General features: G+C 45.6%; 15 protein-coding genes and 1 other annotated feature. Of the genes, 12 read left to right on the top strand and 3 right to left on the bottom strand.

Features of this window, described 5'->3' with window-relative positions:
* The first annotated feature begins 95 nt into the window (after positions 1 to 95).
* From cydD to FKN88_RS00705, 3 genes are all read left to right on the top strand, one after another.
* On the top strand, positions 96 to 1,883 hold the full coding sequence (cydD, locus tag FKN88_RS00715) for a cysteine/glutathione ABC transporter permease/ATP-binding protein CydD (RefSeq protein WP_154168430.1): 1,788 nt from the start codon (positions 96 to 98) through the stop codon (positions 1,881 to 1,883).
* Positions 1,876 to 3,597, top strand: a complete 1,722-nt coding sequence (gene cydC, locus FKN88_RS00710; protein WP_004395458.1) for a cysteine/glutathione ABC transporter ATP-binding protein/permease CydC — start codon at positions 1,876 to 1,878, stop codon at positions 3,595 to 3,597. The genes cydD and cydC overlap by 8 nt, the downstream gene beginning before the upstream one ends.
* A 160-nt stretch (positions 3,598 to 3,757) precedes the next feature.
* Positions 3,758 to 5,476, top strand: coding sequence for a hypothetical protein (locus tag FKN88_RS00705; protein ID WP_306687067.1), 1,719 nt, complete (start codon positions 3,758 to 3,760; stop codon positions 5,474 to 5,476).
* A 115-nt stretch (positions 5,477 to 5,591) separates the two neighbouring features.
* Here FKN88_RS00705 and rluB read toward each other — a convergent pair whose 3' ends face one another.
* The 3 genes from rluB to FKN88_RS00690 form a co-directional block, all read right to left on the bottom strand.
* A complete protein-coding gene (rluB, locus tag FKN88_RS00700; RefSeq protein ID WP_186463071.1) occupies positions 5,592 to 6,632 on the bottom strand; it encodes a 23S rRNA pseudouridine(2605) synthase RluB in 1,041 nt (346 codons plus the stop codon).
* Between the two features lie 118 nt (positions 6,633 to 6,750).
* Entirely contained in the window at positions 6,751 to 7,371 is a 621-nt protein-coding gene (locus FKN88_RS00695) for an L-threonylcarbamoyladenylate synthase (RefSeq protein ID WP_004395461.1), read from the bottom strand.
* A gap of 2 nt (positions 7,372 to 7,373) precedes the next feature.
* Positions 7,374 to 8,246: a PHP domain-containing protein gene (locus tag FKN88_RS00690; RefSeq protein ID WP_158143989.1), complete on the bottom strand. Its 873-nt coding sequence runs from the start codon at positions 8,244 to 8,246 to the stop codon at positions 7,374 to 7,376.
* 88 nt (positions 8,247 to 8,334) lie between these two features.
* On the opposite strand from FKN88_RS00690, the gene FKN88_RS00685 reads away from it, so the two are divergent.
* From FKN88_RS00685 to FKN88_RS00645, 9 genes are all read left to right on the top strand, one after another.
* Positions 8,335 to 8,445 carry a Trp operon leader peptide gene (locus FKN88_RS00685; protein WP_083797757.1) on the top strand — a complete coding sequence of 37 codons (111 nt, stop codon included), beginning with the start codon at positions 8,335 to 8,337 and terminating at the stop codon, positions 8,443 to 8,445.
* Positions 8,392 to 8,493: a sequence feature (Trp leader region), on the top strand. Its footprint overlaps the gene before it by 54 nt.
* 161 nt (positions 8,494 to 8,654) lie before the next feature.
* Positions 8,655 to 10,220, top strand: coding sequence for an anthranilate synthase component 1 (locus tag FKN88_RS00680; protein WP_306687066.1), 1,566 nt, complete (start codon positions 8,655 to 8,657; stop codon positions 10,218 to 10,220).
* A 4-nt stretch (positions 10,221 to 10,224) separates the two neighbouring features.
* Positions 10,225 to 10,806: an aminodeoxychorismate/anthranilate synthase component II gene (locus tag FKN88_RS00675; RefSeq protein ID WP_154168438.1), complete on the top strand. Its 582-nt coding sequence runs from the start codon at positions 10,225 to 10,227 to the stop codon at positions 10,804 to 10,806.
* 53 nt (positions 10,807 to 10,859) lie between these two features.
* Entirely contained in the window at positions 10,860 to 11,858 is a 999-nt protein-coding gene (trpD, locus tag FKN88_RS00670; RefSeq protein WP_306687065.1) for an anthranilate phosphoribosyltransferase, read from the top strand.
* A 5-nt stretch (positions 11,859 to 11,863) separates the two neighbouring features.
* A complete protein-coding gene (gene trpCF, locus FKN88_RS00665; protein WP_306687064.1) occupies positions 11,864 to 13,273 on the top strand; it encodes a bifunctional indole-3-glycerol-phosphate synthase TrpC/phosphoribosylanthranilate isomerase TrpF in 1,410 nt (469 codons plus the stop codon).
* Positions 13,274 to 13,381: 108 nt separating this feature from the next.
* The gene (gene trpB / locus FKN88_RS00660; protein WP_004395467.1) at positions 13,382 to 14,572 is read left to right on the top strand and encodes a tryptophan synthase subunit beta; all 1,191 of its coding nucleotides are present in this window, start codon (positions 13,382 to 13,384) and stop codon (positions 14,570 to 14,572) included.
* Entirely contained in the window at positions 14,572 to 15,384 is an 813-nt protein-coding gene (gene trpA / locus FKN88_RS00655; protein WP_004395468.1) for a tryptophan synthase subunit alpha, read from the top strand. The genes trpB and trpA overlap by 1 nt, the downstream gene beginning before the upstream one ends.
* A gap of 373 nt (positions 15,385 to 15,757) precedes the next feature.
* Positions 15,758 to 16,957: a Na+/H+ antiporter NhaA gene (nhaA, locus tag FKN88_RS00650; RefSeq protein ID WP_158138307.1), complete on the top strand. Its 1,200-nt coding sequence runs from the start codon at positions 15,758 to 15,760 to the stop codon at positions 16,955 to 16,957.
* Positions 16,958 to 17,143: 186 nt separating this feature from the next.
* A complete protein-coding gene (locus FKN88_RS00645) occupies positions 17,144 to 17,689 on the top strand; it encodes a septation protein A (protein ID WP_306687063.1) in 546 nt (181 codons plus the stop codon).
* The last annotated feature ends 92 nt before the right edge of the window (positions 17,690 to 17,781 follow it).

Here is a 17,781-nt window from a genome sequence, read left to right as displayed (position 1 = left end):
TGTGACAACTGACTAACCCAGCGGTATATCCGTTGGGTTTTCTTTTGTATACTAGCCGACTTACCTTTCATAATAATGATCAATAAGCCTTTAAAATGGATAAGAAAAAGCAACGCAGCCTCAATCTTTGGCTCAAACAGCAAAGCAAACTTGCCAAACGTTGGTTAATGCTTGCTATTGGGTTAGGCGTTATTTCGAGCTTGCTCTTGCTCGGGCAAGCCGCCTTGATCGCCAGTATTCTTCACCAGCTAATCATCGAGCAGGTAGATAAACAAGCCTTAGTCACGCATTTCGGTTTATTGGCCATGACCATTGCACTGCGCGCTGGCTGTTCGTGGGCGAGAGAAATGGCTGGATTTCGTGCTGGTCAAGAGATCAGAACCTACATTCGGCAACTGATTTTTAATAAACTTCGTGATTTAGGACCAGCCTACATTAAAGGTAAACCTGCCGGAGCATGGGCAACCTTAACGCTTGAACAAGTCGAAGAAATGCATGACTTTTTTGCTCGTTATTTACCACAAATGGCGCTGGCAGTATTGATCCCTTTTATCATTTTAGTGGTGGTATTCCCGGTCAACTGGGCGGCAGGATTAATTTTCTTGATCACCGCTCCGCTTATTCCGCTATTTATGGCTTTAGTGGGCATGAAAGCCGCTGATGCAGGCAAGAAAAACTTTAAAGCGCTGCAACGTTTATCCGGTCATTTTTATGATCGTTTACAGGCCATGACGACGATCCGTTTATTTGATCGAACCCAAGCAGAAACCGATCAAATGCTAGGGGCTTCGGAAGTGTTTCGTAAACGAACCATGGATATCTTACGCATTGCTTTCTTATCCTCCGCAGTATTAGAGTTCTTTGCCTCGGTATCGATTGCCATCACCGCGGTATACTTTGGTTTTAGCTTTATCGGTGAACTCAATTTTGGATATTACGGTACTGGCGTGACCTTATTTGCAGGATTATTTATTTTGATCCTCGCCCCAGAGTTTTATCAGCCTTTACGTGATTTAGGCACCTTTTATCATGCCAAACAACAAGCGATTGCTGCCGCTGAAAGTATGGTGGATTTCTTAAGTATCGATGTTGAACAAGTCCAATCAGGCCATCACTCTATGGCCAATGCCCCTTCTATCGAGATTATTGCCAAAGATTTATCCGTGTTAAGCCTAGAAGGAAAAACGCTCGTTGGTCCGATCTCTTTTCAATTAACCCATGGTCAAACCACGGCGTTAGTCGGACCAAGTGGCGCAGGCAAAACCAGCCTAGTCAATGCCCTGCTTGGTTTTATGCCTTATCAAGGCAGTTTAACCATTAATGGTACGGAATTAAGTCAAATCGACCATGCTTCTTGGCGAGCGTTAATCAGTTGGATTGGACAAAACCCGCTTTTAGTCCACGGAACCATTCGTGACAATGTCACTTTAGGTAAAGAAAGTATCGACGATAAACAGCTACAAAAAGTATTAGATGAGGCTTTTGCTAGCGAATTTGTTCACTCACATGGATTAGATTACCCAATCAGTGATCGCTCTGGTGGCTTATCCGTCGGTCAGGCTCAACGCCTAGCACTGGCGAGAGCGATGTTACAGAACGGCAAATTTTGGCTCTTGGATGAGCCAACTGCCAGCTTAGACGCACAAAGTGAGCAACTGGTTATGCGCAGCTTAACACAACAAATTAGTGATAAAACGGCGCTATTTGTGACTCATCAACTTGAACCTTTACGTTCCGTCGATCAAATCTTAGTGATGCAAGAGGGACAGATCGTTCAACAAGGTAATTTTCATCAACTTAGTCAGCAACCAGGACTCTTTTCTCGCATGCTTAGTGCAAACCAAACTAGAAAAGAAGCCGATAAGGGGAATTTAGATGCGTGAATTATTGCCTTATCTCAAGCTGTATAAAAAACATTGGTTTGGCTTATCACTGGGTATGTTACTGGCCTTTTTTACGGTTTGTGCCTCAATCGGTTTATTAACACTGTCAGGATGGTTTTTATCGGCTGCAGCGGTAGCAGGCTTAACCATTGCCCGAGAAACGTTTAATTATATGCTACCTGGGGCTTTTGTCCGCGGCTTTGCTATGCAGCGTACAGCAGGCCGCTGGGGTGAGCGAGTGGTTAGCCATAATGCCACCTTCAAACTGCTGACCGATCTGCGAGTATTCTTTTTTACTAAATTAGCACCCTTGATTCCCGGACGAATCAATAATCTGCGTGATGCGGATTTGCTCAATCGCTTAGTCGCTGATATCAATGCGATGGATCATGTCTATCTAAGACTCATTAACCCAGTAACCGTGGGTATTTTTGGGATTGGCGCATTAACCGCCCTACTCTGTTGGTTTGATATGAGTTTGGGGTTAACGTTAGGGGCTATCTTACTGACGTTACTGCTCGTCTGGCCGCCTTTGTTTTACCTGCTAGGTAAACGTAATGGTCAAGCGTTAACGGAACATAAAGCGCAGATGCGTATTGCAACGCTAGACTGGCTGCAAGGTTATAGTGAACTGGTTATTTTTAATGCTGAGCAGCGCTACCGCAATGCGATTTTTATTGCCCAAGATAAGCTCCTATACAATCAAAAGGTCAATACCCATTATACTGGCCTTGCACAAGCCCTCTTGCTTCTCGCTAACGGCTGGGCATTGCTACTCATGCTTTGGTTAGCGGCAGATGGCGTCAATGGTCAAGCACCCGATCCGATGATTGCCTTAATGGCCTTTGCGACCATGGCTAGCTTTGAATTATTAATGCCGATTGCCGGTGCATTTCAGTATTTAGGACAAACCTTAACCTCCGCTCGTCGCTTAAATGAAATCATTCTTAGTGAGCCCGACGTGGTTTTCCCCCTGTCACCCACTCAACATGCTGAGCAATTGGATATCGAGTTTAATCAGGTTAGTTTCGCTTACCCTGACAGTACAAAAACCGTTGTTGATAAGGTTGATCTCACGATTCCTGCTGGTAAAAAAGTTGCCATTGTGGGTCAAACCGGATCGGGGAAATCAACACTCATTCAATTGCTGTGTCGTTATTGGGATCCATCACAAGGTTGCATTTCTATTGGTGGAACTCGTTTGCAAGAGTGGCAAGAGAGCGATTTACGCCGCGCAATCAGTGTCGTCAGTCAACGGGTTGATATTCTAAATGGCAGTTTGCGTGATAATCTTCTGATGGCTAAGCCTGATGTAACCGACCGTGAATTAGAACCATTACTTCATCAAGTCGGGCTAGAGAAATTGTTGGATGGCCCAGGATTAGATACTTGGCTTGGCGATGGTGGACGTCAACTTTCCGGAGGTGAAAAACGCCGGATTGGTATCGCAAGAGCACTGCTCCATAACGGAAAAATTTTGCTGCTTGATGAGCCTACCGAAGGTTTAGATAAGCAAACTGAGCAACAAATTATGGCCTTACTACAAACCCATTTTGTCGATAAGACGGTGGTGTTTATCACTCACCGTTTGGTTGCTCTAGAGTCGATGGATACGATTTGCCTGATTGATCAAGGGGAAATCGTCGAGCAAGGTCATCATGACCAACTACTCGCTCAACAAGGACGATACTTTCAACTGCAACAAACTTTATAAGCAATCAATAAACAACGTATTGAATAGCATAGTCATTACTATATGATATGGTTTTTATACTCGCCCTACATAACGTAGGGCGACTTATTTCAATCATCACTATGCCCTCTTTAATCTCGGTTTATTGACGATTCATCGTAGGGACACAACGGAGTTGACCGTGAAAAAACTGATTCTTGCCGCTGCCATTGCTGCCACGGCAGCGGCGGGTGGCTATTTTTACCATCTTGATCCAAAAACCGATAGTGACATCGATCCTTTACTGACTCTGATCCCAGCAGAATCGGCTTTTGTCTCTTTCGCTACCGAAGACTACGATCATTATCAATATCTACATGCCTTCGGTTATGCTCAAGAGAGTTTGTACGACTATCTTGATGATAGAGAGCTCACCGCAGAGCAAGCCTTTATTATTCAATATCTTGATGGTTATTTACAAAGTGCTGTTGATAAACAGACTCTGAAAACCTACCTCGGTGCACCGGATAACATTAAGCCAGTGATGTATACCTTAGGCTTAGTTCCTGTGTATAAGCTTCAGCTCGAAAACAGCGACGCTTTTTGGCGAACCATCTCGCAAGTTGAACAAGAAACAGGGGCAACCTACCAAACTGGCCAATTCGGTGAAGTCACTTATCGCCGTTATCGACTCACTGAAGAAGAGGATGAAGATATTGGTCTGATCATTGCGGTAGGTAATCAAGTCGCGACCTTTACGCTTGATCTGCCAATGCTTGGTGAAGAAAACCCGCTTAAATTAGCTTTAGGCATTGAAAAACCACAACTCTCTTTTGCGCAAAGCGATCGTTTTAGCGAGCTGAAAACCAAATATGGTCAACAATACAGCAACTATGCTTACTTAGATCATCAAGCCATTATCCAAGGTCTCACCCAACCAGCCAGTAACCGTATTGCTCGTCAGCTGGAGGTATTACAACAACAGACCTCTGAACCATTTCTTGATGAAATTCGTCACCCCAATTGTCAAACAGAGTTAGCAGCCATTGCCCGTAACTGGCCACGCACCGTTGGGCTTGCTGAATATAGCATGCATAATGGACAAGCGGCGATCAAGGGTAAATTGGTCATTGAAAGCCATAACCAAGTGATCATTAATGCACTCAAAGCCATACGTGGCTTTTTACCTGAAGTGACCGATCCCACAGAGCGCATTTTTTCTATCGGTCTGGGTTTAGATGTTTCAAAATTAGCCACTTCTGTTGGTAGCATTTGGAATGACTTACGTCAACCAAGCTACTCTTGTGGTTTGTTGGCAGATTTTCAACAAAGTTTAGGCGATGAAAACCCGGCGACAATGCTCAGTCTAGGGGCAAGTATGCTAAGCAGTGTCAAAGGTATGCATTTTGCGCTGAATGACCTGACCTTGGATACAGAGCATCCTTTTGGACCACAATGGGATAAACTCGATTTTCTCTTCACTCTTTCAGCTAATCAACCAGAAAACCTCTTGCTCAGCGCTCAGATGTTCGTGCCAGAATTAGCGCAATTGACACTTGAAGCCAATGGAGAGCCGATTGATCTCTCGACACTGGTGAGAGCTGAAACAGGGATGCAAACGCCACTATTTGCTCGGCTTAATGATAAACACCTTGCTCTTTATTCTGGTGCCCAATCAGCAACCTCCGCAGAAGCTATCTTAAAACAACCATTAACGGCTAAAGGTCTGTTTCAGTTTGATGTTAATATGCCACGTTTTATGGAAGCCATGCGATTAGCCGCAGAGTTCAGTGGCGAAGAGTTACCTGAAGAGTTAATGCATGGTTCAACGAGTAATGTGATTACTCAGTTTGTCATCGATATTAACGATAGCGGTATCACGGTTGACTATCATCAACGTTCAGCCCCATCGGTACAGTAATCTTATTGATGAACAAATAAAAATCCCGAGCATTGCTCGGGATTTTTCAATCATTAACCAAAGGTCAAGTGCTACTTTTGTTATGGATAAACCTATTCAATAACAAAAAATGCGCTTAGCCTTGGCGACGTGGCGCTTTAGCTTTACCGCTCGGAGCGCGGGTACCCTGACGGGAGCTCTGCTCTTGTGCACTATTACGAGTACTTGAACCAGGTTTGCGACGAGCACGTGTAGGTGTATTGCCTGTCGAACCACCAGTCGTTGTCCCGTTAGTCACTCGGCTTTTCGGTTTAGCGGTGGTGGTCGTGATTCGCTCTTCATGACGCTTCACAGCACGACGGATCTTCTGACTACGTGAACGTTCACGTTTGCGCGATGTATTATCTTTCGATTCATCCAGCATGGTTTCTTTTTCTGGGCGTAGTTCAACGAGATCACGCAAGTAGTTAACTTGTTTAAGATCGAGCTCTACCCATCCCCCACGCGGTAATTTCTTATCTAAGAAAATATCGCCATAACGCACGCGCTTCAAACGACTTACTGTGGTGCCTTGTGACTCCCACAAACGGCGAACTTCGCGATTACGCCCTTCATTAATCACCACATAGAAGGTATGATTCATACCTTCACCACCCGCATACATAACATCTTCAAAACGAGCCATGCCGTCTTCAAGCTGCACACCGCGCACTAAGTTGCGAATTTTTTCTTCGTTAATTTCGCCAAAAACTCGAACTAAATATTCACGTTCTACTTGACGACTTGGGTGCATCAAACGATTAGCCAGCTCACCATCGGTAGTGAACAATAGTAAACCGGAAGTATTGGCATCAAGACGTCCAACTGAAATCCAACGTGACCCGCGAATTTTCGGCAAACGGTCAAAGACGGTGCGACGACCTTCAGGATCGTGACGAGTACACAGCTCACCTTCCGGCTTATAATAAGCCAGCACACGACAGATCACTTCTTCTGGCGCTTTAGCAGAAACGGCATGCCCATCAATACGTACTACGGCGGTTTCATCTTCTAGACGCTCACCGAGTATAGCTACCTTGCCATTAACACTTACACGTCCAGCTCGGATCAGAGCTTCAAGCTCTCGACGAGAACCATGACCAGCACGTGCTAAAACTTTTTGTAACTTTTCGCTCATTTATCTACCTATGATGTCGTCTTCTCAGACGTCGAATGACAATATGCGATCTTAAAATCGCGGTCGAATATTATTGCAAATAATCCAACAAAAAGCATCCGTTTTGTGACTGATGCGATCATTGAAATGGGGTTGGGTCTCCTGCACCTAAACGTGCAACAACCATTTCATCTTCACTGAAATCAATCACCGTGGTGGGTTGTTCCCCTAAATACCCACCATTGAGAATCACATCAACGAGATGCTCTAAGCGATCGCGAATCTCTTCCGGATCCGATTCCGTAGTTTCTTTGCCAGGAAGAATCAACGAAGTGGACATTAATGGCTCACCTAACGCCTCTAATAAATCGAGAGCAATTTTATTATCTGGTACGCGGATACCGATGGTTTTGCGTTTCACATTCATTAAACGACGAGGGACTTCTTTAGTACCCTTGAAAATAAAGGTATAGGGGCCCGGTGTGTTATTTTTGAGCAAACGAAACGCGGTATTATCGACTCGTGCATACAAAGATAACTCCGATAAGTCGCGACATAATAATGTGAAATTATGTTTATCATCCAAACGACGAATTTGACAAATCCGCTCTAAAGCCTGTTTATTTTCTAATTGACAACCCAACGCATAGCCAGAATCCGTTGGGTAGACGACAACACCGCCATTACGAATAATCGCAACCGCTTGGTTAATTAAACGTGCTTGTGGGTTTTCAGGATGAACATAAAAAAATTGGCTCATGATTATTCCTCTTCATTGAGTCTCACGACTCTCTGGTTTGGCAGGTGCTGCCACTCTTTCCAAACCGCTTCAACGCCTGCTGGCAACCAAAGATTTCGCCCAAGCTCCATCCAAGGAGAGGGATAATGAAAGTCGCTGCCTTGCGAAGCGAGTAAATTAAAATGTATTGCGTAATCACCAAGGGTGCGCTTTTCTTGCGGTGCTTGCTGAGGCTGTGCCACTTCCATAGCATCACCTCCCGCTTCAACAAATGCGCTAATTAAGCGCTTAAGCCATTTCGCCGTCAAGTCATATCGCCCTGGATGGGCTAAAACCGCCTGTCCCCCAGCGGCATGAATCGCACTGATAGCCTCACTCATACTGCACCAGTTGGGTGGCACGTAGCCGGGATTATTACGGGTTAAGTATTTTTTAAACACTTGTTGCATGGATTTGACGTAGCCTTGGTCAACCAGCCATTTGGCAAAATGAGCACGAGTGATAGGTGCATCACCAGCGATCCGCTTAACGTCTTCCAATACCCCTTCTCTCGTCACTTTCGCTAACCGCTCAGCGATCAGCTCAGCACGCCCCACGCGGTGCTGTTTTTGCTCTGCAATTAATTGAGTGAGAGCGATATTATCGGGATCAATATTTAACCCAACAATATGAATATCTTTATTCTGCCATACCGTGGAAATCTCAATACCGTTGATTAACGTAATCGGATGCTGACCAGCTTCAATATAGGCTCGGGCTGGAGCTAAACCATCAATGGTATCGTGATCGGTAATCGCCAATACATCGAGATTAAATTCTAACGCGCGATCGATCAATTGCTCAGGGCTAAATCGACCGTCTGAAGCAGTCGTATGACTGTGGAGATCTATTTTCATATCTATTGCCTGTTATTTAGGCTTGACTTTCTGCTCTCGAACTAGTTAACTAGTACGCAAATACAAAAGCACCGTATTAAGGCTTCCTATGTTACAAGAATTTAACCAAAACCATAATCACAATTTTAGTGCAGCTTCTGCTGAACTCACTTGGTGGCGCACTTGGACAAGTTCTTGGTGGGCAACGGTGTATTTCTAAATCGAATACGCAACCAAAAGCCCGCGGATACTGAGCGGGCTTTTTTATTGACTCAGATCGCTGACTTTTATTCTCCCTAAACGACTTGGAGTGACCACTTTCAATAAAAAGGGATAACAGCTTAGAAATACATCACAAGACGATTGGGTCAAACACAGGATTATGCGAGTATGCAAAGTAGCAAGAAAACCATTCATCAAGGAAGCTTTATGAACAAAGCTATTGATATCAAACAACAAGGGCAGCTTGAGGTTCTTCACACAACGCTACCTTATACACCGGATCCGACGCGTGTCTTCCATGCCTTGTGTGCCGATAAAACCGACTGTTTATTACTGGAATCCGCGGATATTGAATCAAAAAAAGATGTCAAAAGCCTGTTGCTGATTGATGCCGCGGTGCGCATTACTTGCGTCGGTCATCGCGTCACTTTTCACGCCCTCACCGATAATGGCCAGCAGTTGGTTGAGTTACTTAAACATAATATTGCTACCGATATTAGCCACCAGCTCGATCATGATACATTAACCCTCAACTTCGCTCCACTCAGTGATCAGCTAGATGAAGATTCACGCTTGCAAGAAGCCAGTTCATTTGATGCGCTGCGTTTAGTGCAGCACAGCTTTGATCTAAGCAACCAAGATAAGTATGCGATTTTTCTCGGCGGTTTATTTGCTTATGACCTAGTGGCTAATTTTGAACCTTTAGGCAATGCAGAGGCCATCGACCAGTGTCCAGATTATGTGTTTTATGTCGCTGAAACTTTAATGGTCATTGACCATAAAAACGCACACTGCCGCCTACAAGCGACGCTGTTTAGCGCCAATCAAGAGCAACGCCAAGTGTTAGCCGCTCGCTTACAAACCATTACCACTCTTAGTGCAGAGTCAAAGCCACTGCCTACAGCACAAAAAGTCGCTGATCTCAGCGTGACCACCAATCTTTCTGATCCGGTATTCTGTGAGACGGTCAAGCACCTAAAAACCTTGGTCGTGAAAGGCGATATTTTCCAAGTTGTCCCCTCTCGCCGTTTTATGCTGCCTTGCCCGTCTCCATTGGCTGCGTATAAAAAACTCAAAGACAGCAACCCAAGCCCATACATGTTTTATATGCAGGATACCCGTTTCACTCTGTTTGGGGCTTCGCCAGAAAGCGCCTTGAAATACTCAACCGACAGCAATCAAGTCGAGATTTATCCGATCGCCGGTACCCGCCGCCGCGGTAAACGCGCTGATGGATCCCTTGATCATGATTTAGACAGTCGTATTGAGCTTGAATTGCGCGGTGATAAAAAAGAAAACGCCGAACACATGATGCTGGTTGACCTGGCAAGAAATGATGTGGCGCGAATTGCGCAAGCCGGTAGCCGCCATGTGGCTGATTTACTCAAAGTTGACCGTTATAGCCATGTGATGCATTTGGTCTCTCGCGTTGTTGGTCAGTTGCGGGGCGATCTCGATGCCCTACACGCTTACCAAGCTTGTATGAACATGGGCACGTTAACGGGAGCACCGAAGATCCGCGCCATGCAAATTATTCGTGAAGTAGAAAAAACCAGACGTGGTAGCTATGGCGGTGCGGTGGGCTATTTAACAGGGGATGGTGATTTAGATACCTGCATCGTGATCCGTTCAGCGTATGTGGAAAATGGCATCGCACAAGTACAAGCGGGCGCTGGTGTTGTTTATGACTCTGATCCGCAATCCGAAGCCGATGAAACACGCGGTAAAGCCCAAGCCGTGATCGCGGCGATTCAATCCGCGCATCAGGAGTAACCTCATGGCGAATATTTTGTTTGTCGATAACTTTGACTCCTTTACCTACAATTTGGTCGATCAATTTCGCACCTTAGGTCATCAAGTGACCATTTATCGTAACCACATTACCGCGCAAACCATTGAACACGCCATCACGCAACTAGATAATCCTTTGCTGGTCTTATCACCAGGACCGGGTGCGCCATCTGCCGCGGGTTGTATGCCCGAGCTACTACAACGCTTAAAAGGTAAAGTGCCGATCATCGGCATATGCCTTGGTCATCAGGCCATCGTTGAAGCCTATGGCGGCACCGTTGCTGGAGCCGGAGACATCGTACATGGCAAAGTGTCAATGATGGAACATCAGCATCACGCGATTTATGCCCAGTTGCCCTCACCGATGGCGATTGCGCGTTATCACTCACTGGTCGCCACACAAGTCCCTGACTGTTTAACTATTACAGCAAAAGTTGATGGTTTGGTGATGTCTGTTGTCCATGAACAAGACAAAATTTGTGGTTTTCAGTTTCATCCTGAGTCGATCATGACCACCTATGGCGCCACATTGCTTGCCAATGCCATTGATTGGGCACTGAGCGAATAAGCTCAACCACGATGCTCCGCCTAATTTTATACACAGATTGATAGGGATATTTTATGCAACACATCATCGATAAACTGTATGCCCAGCAGTCACTTTCGCAACTGGAAAGTCAGCAGCTATTTGACGTCATCATTCGCGGTGAACTTGACCCCATTTTAATCGCCGCAGTATTAACCGCCTTAAAAATGAAAGGCGAAACACCGGATGAAATCGCTGGCGCGGCGCAAGCTTTACTTGCTAACGCTGAGCCGTTCCCACGTCCCGACTATGACTTTGCGGATATCGTCGGTACTGGTGGTGACGGTGCGAATACTTTTAATATTTCCACCACTGCCGCTTTTGTGGCTGCCGCCTGCGGCGTGAAAATCGCCAAACATGGTAATCGAGGCGTTTCTAGCAAATCAGGCTCTTCTGACCTGTTGGACTCTTTTGGCATCAACCTTGCAATGAGCGCTGAGCAAACTCGTCAAGCCATGGATGAGTTAGGCGTGGCTTTTTTATTTGCACCTCAATATCACCAAGGGGTTCGCCATGCGATGCCCGTGCGTCAAACCCTGAAAACACGCACCATTTTCAATATCTTAGGGCCTTTAATCAATCCAGCTCGGCCCTCGATTCAGCTGATGGGGGTTTACAGCCCTGAGCTAGTATTGCCAATCGCCCAAACCATGTTACAAATGGGGCTGCAACGTGCTGCCGTGGTGCATGGTAGCGGCTTGGATGAAGTCGCCATCCATGGTGAAACTTTAGTTGCAGAAATTCGTCATGGTGAGATTATTCAATACACCTTGACCCCTGAAGATTTTGGCCTCGAGTCTTACCCTCTCTCTGCTATTCAAGGCGGAGAGCCGGCAGAAAACCGCGCCATCATTACCCATCTTTTGACGGGGAAAGGCAGCGATGCACAACTGGCTGCTGTTGCGGTGAATGTCGCTCTGCTGCTACGCCTATTTGGCCGTGACGATCTGAAAGCCAACGCCCAGTTAGCCATCGACGTGATGAACTCGGGTAAAGCGTTTCAACTGGTTCAACAATTAGCACAAAGAGGTTAAATCCTATGTCTGAGCAACTCTCCGAACATATTTCAATCCAAGATACTCAGATGGCCGAAGTATTAGCTAAAATCGTGCAAGATAAGTACCTTTGGGTTGAACAGCGTAAAACCAAACAGCCGCTGAATACTTTTCAAGCCTTGCTGACACCAGCCGATCGCTCATTTTATGACGCCCTCAGTCCAGAGAAAACGCGCTTTATTTTAGAATGTAAAAAAGCCTCACCGTCCAAAGGGTTGATTCGCGAAGATTTTGATTTGGATTATATTGCCTCGGTTTACCATCAATATGCAGATGTGATCTCGGTTTTAACCGATGAAAAATATTTCCAAGGCAATGTCGAGTTTCTGCCACGGATCCGAGGGCAAGTGAGTCAGCCAATCCTGTGTAAAGATTTTATGGTTGATGCTTATCAAGTGTATTTGGCTCGTCATTATGGCGCTGATGGGATTTTATTGATGCTATCGGTACTCGATGATCAGCAGTATCAACACTTAGCCGCGATTGCTCACCAACTGGGCATGGGCGTATTAACCGAAGTCAGTGACCATGCGGAATTACAGCGCGCCATCACCCTAGAAGCCAAGGTGATTGGTATTAATAACCGTAACTTGCGCGATCTCTCAACTGATCTCAATCGCACTAAACAGTTAGCTCCCTTATTACCAAAAGGCACCATCATCATTTCAGAATCGGGCATTTATCACCATCAACAAGTGCGTGATCTGGCCCATTATGCCAGCGGCTTTTTAATCGGCAGTTCACTGATGGCCGAGCAAAATCTTGAACTGGCGGTGCGCAAAATTATCCTCGGTGAAAATAAAGTCTGTGGCTTAACCCATGCCGATGATGCCGCCAAAGCCTATCAAGCCGGAGCCGTGTTTGGCGGGTTAATTTTTGTGTCTAAGTCACCACGTTATGTGGATATTGAACAGGCACGACTCGTCATGAGCGGCGCACCACTGCATTACGTGGGGGTATTTCAAAATCATTCACTGCAAGAGGTGGTCGATATCGCGCAGCAGCTATCGCTCAAAGCGGTACAGTTGCATGGTGATGAAGACCAAGCTTACGTTGATCAATTAAGAATGCAATTAGCCAATGAGATTGAGATCTGGAAAGCCTATGGCGTGAGTGATAGCAAGCCAAAAACTCTGCAACGGCATATTGATCGTCATCTGTTTGATAGCCAAGTCGGCGCTCAATCGGGTGGCACAGGACAAGCTTTTAACTGGCAACTGCTCGATGAGGTCAATAACGTGATGCTCGCGGGAGGAATAAACCCAGACAACGCTCAGCAGGCGGCAAGCCTTGGCTGTTTGGGATTAGATCTCAATTCAGGAGTAGAAAGTCAACCCGGTAAAAAAGATCAACAGAAACTGAATTCAGCATTTCGTGCCATTAGGCATTATTAATCACCGATTTGCGCATGACCAACAGTCCAAACCACCCACTAGGGGGGCAAACGACGCCAATGACAAGAGGATCATGCGCAACCAATGACAAGACAAAGGATACGAATCATGGCAAAGCTTAATGCCTATTTTGGCGAATACGGTGGTCAATATGTGCCACAAATTTTAGTCCCTGCGCTGGATCAGTTAGAGCAAGCGTTTATTGATGCGCAAGAAGACCCTGACTTTCGTGCTGAATTTATGACCTTGTTGCAAGAGTATGCCGGTCGCCCAACCGCTCTAACCCTAACCCGCAATCTCACTAAGGGCACCAAAACCAAGCTATACCTAAAACGAGAAGATTTATTGCACGGCGGCGCGCACAAAACCAACCAAGTTCTAGGCCAAGCCTTGCTAGCAAAACGGATGGGCAAACATGAAATCATCGCCGAAACCGGCGCTGGGCAACACGGGGTAGCCACCGCGCTCGCTTGCGCGCTACTTGGACTGAAATGTCGCGTTTACATGGGCGCTAAGGACGTTGAGCGCCAAAGCCCGAACGTCTTTCGTATGAAACTGATGGGCGCAGAAGTTATCCCTGTTCATTCTGGTTCGGCAACCTTAAAAGATGCCTGTAATGAGGCGCTGCGTGATTGGTCTGCTACTTATGAAACGACTCACTATTTACTCGGTACGGCGGCAGGCCCACACCCTTTCCCGACCATAGTGCGTGAATTTCAACGCATCATTGGTGAAGAAACTAAGCTGCAAATTTTGGCTCGTGAAGGACGCTTACCTGATGCCGTATTAGCCTGTATCGGTGGCGGCTCTAACGCGATTGGTATGTTCGCCGATTTTATTGATGAACCTAACGTACGTTTGATTGGTATTGAGCCAGCAGGAAAAGGCATTGATACCCATCAACACGGCGCGCCACTCAAACACGGTAAAACGGGGATCTTTTTTGGTATGAAAGCGCCACTGATGCAAGACTCGTATGGCCAAGTCGAAGAGTCCTATTCGGTTTCTGCTGGGTTGGATTTTCCATCCGTTGGCCCGCAGCACGCGCACCTGAATGCCATTGGCCGCGCAGAATATGAAAGCATTACCGATGATGAGGCGTTAGAGGCGTTTCAATCTATCGCGCGTAACGAAGGCATCATCGCGGCTTTGGAATCCTCACACGCTCTCGCTTATGCGGTAAAAATGGCGTATGCCGAGCCCGATAAAGAGCAGTTACTGGTCGTCAATTTATCTGGTCGTGGTGATAAAGATATCTTCACCGTCCATCAATTATTAGAAGAACGAGGCGCACTATAATGGATCGTTATCAACATTTATTCCAACGTTTGGCAGCACAGAACCAAGGCGCTTTTGTTCCGTTTGTCACCATTGGCGACCCTAACCCACAGCAGTCGCTGCGCATTATGCAAACCCTGGTTGAAGCCGGAGCCGATGCACTAGAGCTGGGTATGCCATTTTCAGATCCCTTGGCGGATGGCCCGACTATTCAAGGGGCGAATATTCGCGCGTTAGCATCCGGTACCACACCCGATCAATGCTTTGAGCTGATCAGCACCATTCGAGCACAATATCCTGATTTACCCATTGGTTTATTAATGTATGCCAACTTGGTCTACGCTCGCGGCATCGATAATTTTTATCAACGCTGCCAACAAGCGGGCGTTGATTCAGTGTTAATCGCTGACGTCCCCACCAATGAAAGTGCTGAGTTTGTGACCGCAGCGAAAAAATACGCCATTCATCCAATTTTTATTGCACCACCTACCGCCAGTGATGAGACCTTACAATCGGTTGCAGAGCTAGGTAGCGGCTATACCTACCTTTTATCTCGCTCAGGGGTAACGGGCGCAGAAACCAAAGCCAACATGCCCGTTCACGCCTTACTCGATCGCCTTAACCAATTTTCAGCGCCTCCAGCGTTACTCGGTTTTGGAATTTCAGAGCCAGAACAAGTCAAACAGGCCATTGAGGCTGGCGCTGCTGGGGCGATTTCTGGCTCGGCGGTAGTCAAAATTATCGAGCAACATCTTGCCGAACCCGAAGTGATGCTGGATGAACTGAAAACTTTTATTTCGGCAATGAAAAACGCTACTCAACGCGATAACTAATTATCCGCTAAGTACTTAGCGTTTCACTGAGGCGGCCTTATGGTCGCCTATTTTTTCGCTTCCTTTTATCTACAAACCCAGTCTATTTTTCTCTCACTTCCTCTTCTGGTGACAAATGTGAACTGACTCCAAGTATTCACTTTTCACCCTTCAATTTACGCTCCAATTCGGAAATCCCGATTGTTAAACAAGATTTAATCGATATAAACGAGACGAATATTTTTACAGTCAACTATCATAGGCTCAGATGTTGAGTTTTTACTCTGACAATGCCCAAGACCAATGTTGATAGAAGACTTAACGTTTCATTACACGACTAGATTGAAACTATCGGCTATAGCAATACTAAAAAAATAACAATGGAAGAATGACAATGTATAAAAGGATTAAATATTTTCTCACCAGTGATCCTGCGAGCGGTGTATTACTGCTGCTTGCCGCCATCACCGCACTTGCCATCGCTAACTCACCACTACAACACTCTTATCAACAATTTTTAAACTTCTATGTTTTTGGGATCAGCGTCAGTCATTGGATCAATGATGGCTTAATGGCTTTATTCTTTTTAATGATTGGCTTAGAAGTAAAACGTGAGTTGATTGAGGGATCGTTAAATAGTCGCTCAAAAGCCATGTTACCAGCGATGGCTGCCTTAGGTGGCATGCTATTCCCTATCGCTATCTTCTTGTTTTTTAATTATCAAGATCCGATTGCCATCAATGGCTGGGCAGCTCCAGCGGCGACAGATATTGCTTTTGCTTTAGCGATTTTAAGCTTACTCGGTAAACGAGTGCCCGTTGAATTGAAAGTCTTCTTGTTGGCTTTGGCCATTATTGATGACTTAGGCGTGATTTTTATTATTGCTCTATTCTATAACAGTGAGCCTTCAGGCATGATGCTGCTGTTTGTCTTGACCATCAGTTTGTTTTTATTCTTTTGTGGCAAGAAGCAATTTTCCTCTCTCGCGCTGTATTTTGTATTATTCCTTGTACTTTGGTTTACCGTCTACCACTCAGGAATTCACGCTACGCTCGCAGGCGTTATCGCTGGTTTCTTAATTCCACTGACTTGCCGAGCAGGAAAGAGCCCAGCGAAACGGGTTGAGCATTTATTGAACCCTTATGTCGCGTTTTTAATCTTACCGCTGTTTGCCTTTGCTAACTCTGGCGTCACGTTTTCGTCGATTAATATCGTCAGTAGTAATGCTCACTTACCGCTCGGTATTGCGCTAGGATTATTTGTCGGTAAACCTATCGGTGTCTTCTTATTCAGTTGGTTAGCGATTAAGCTTGGCGTCGCTCAACTGCCCCCTACTGTCAACCTACGCATGATTCTATCGGTAGCTGTACTGTGTGGGATTGGTTTTACTATGTCTATTTTCATTTCCACTCTCGCGTTTACCGCTGAGCAAAGTGTGATGGTCGATTACGCCAAAATCGGTATTTTGATGGGCTCGACCGCTTCAGCCATCTTGGGGTTTTCTATGTTAATCAAGGCGCTTCCAGTATCAACGCCACACATTGTCTCTAGCCAAGCCAGAGTAAGTGAGTTGCAACAAAGCCGAATTAAATAATCATGGTTGCTTCTATACTCAAACAACGTGGAATTATAATTAGGCAGTAACGAAGTGAATCCCCAATCATATAAATAAACGATATGATTGGGGTAAGCCAACACCACGGTGAGCGATTATCTGTTTTGATTTAGTGATTATTTCGCTAGACTGTCGCCATCGTCTCCTTTTGGGCCTCATCTGATAATGAAACAACTGCTCGACTTTATTCCGCTGATTATTTTCTTCGTACTATTTAAGCTTTACGATATCTATATTGCGACTGGCGCGCTGATCGCCGCAACCGCACTGCAAGTGGTGATCACTTACTTTTTAGTCAAAAAAGTCGAAAAGATTCAGCTGATCACTTTTGCTCTTGTGGCTATTTTTGGCGGCATGACCATCTTCTTACATAATGATAACTTTATAAAATGGAAGGTGACTATTGTCTATCTGGTGTTTGCTATCGGACTTGCTGTCAGCCATAAACTGGGTAAATCAGCGATTAAAGGTATGCTTGGCAAAGAAATTTCACTACCGAATGATATTTGGGCCAAAATCACTTGGGCATGGGTGATGTTTTTTGCTGTCTGTGCGCTTCTCAATACTTACATTGCCTTTCAGCTCTCGTTAGAAGTATGGGTTAATTTCAAGGTTTTTGGCTTACTTGCCGCAACGTTTATCTATACTTTACTGACCGGATTTTATATCTATAAACACCTGCCAAAAGAGAAAAAAGACACGGAGCAGTAACGGGAGGCAGCCCGATACTCATAACACTTTTGAGCTTAATCCTATTTTAAGGGTATAATCTCAGTTCTTTTTCAGCGACCCTTGTGGGTCGC

Origin of the sequence: Vibrio sp. 2017_1457_13 (assembly GCF_030851525.1) — a bacterium.
Classification (GTDB): domain Bacteria; phylum Pseudomonadota; class Gammaproteobacteria; order Enterobacterales; family Vibrionaceae; genus Vibrio; species Vibrio metschnikovii.
The sequence above is the reverse complement of the archived record's forward strand: the minus strand, read 5'-3'. Positions and strand labels throughout refer to the sequence as shown.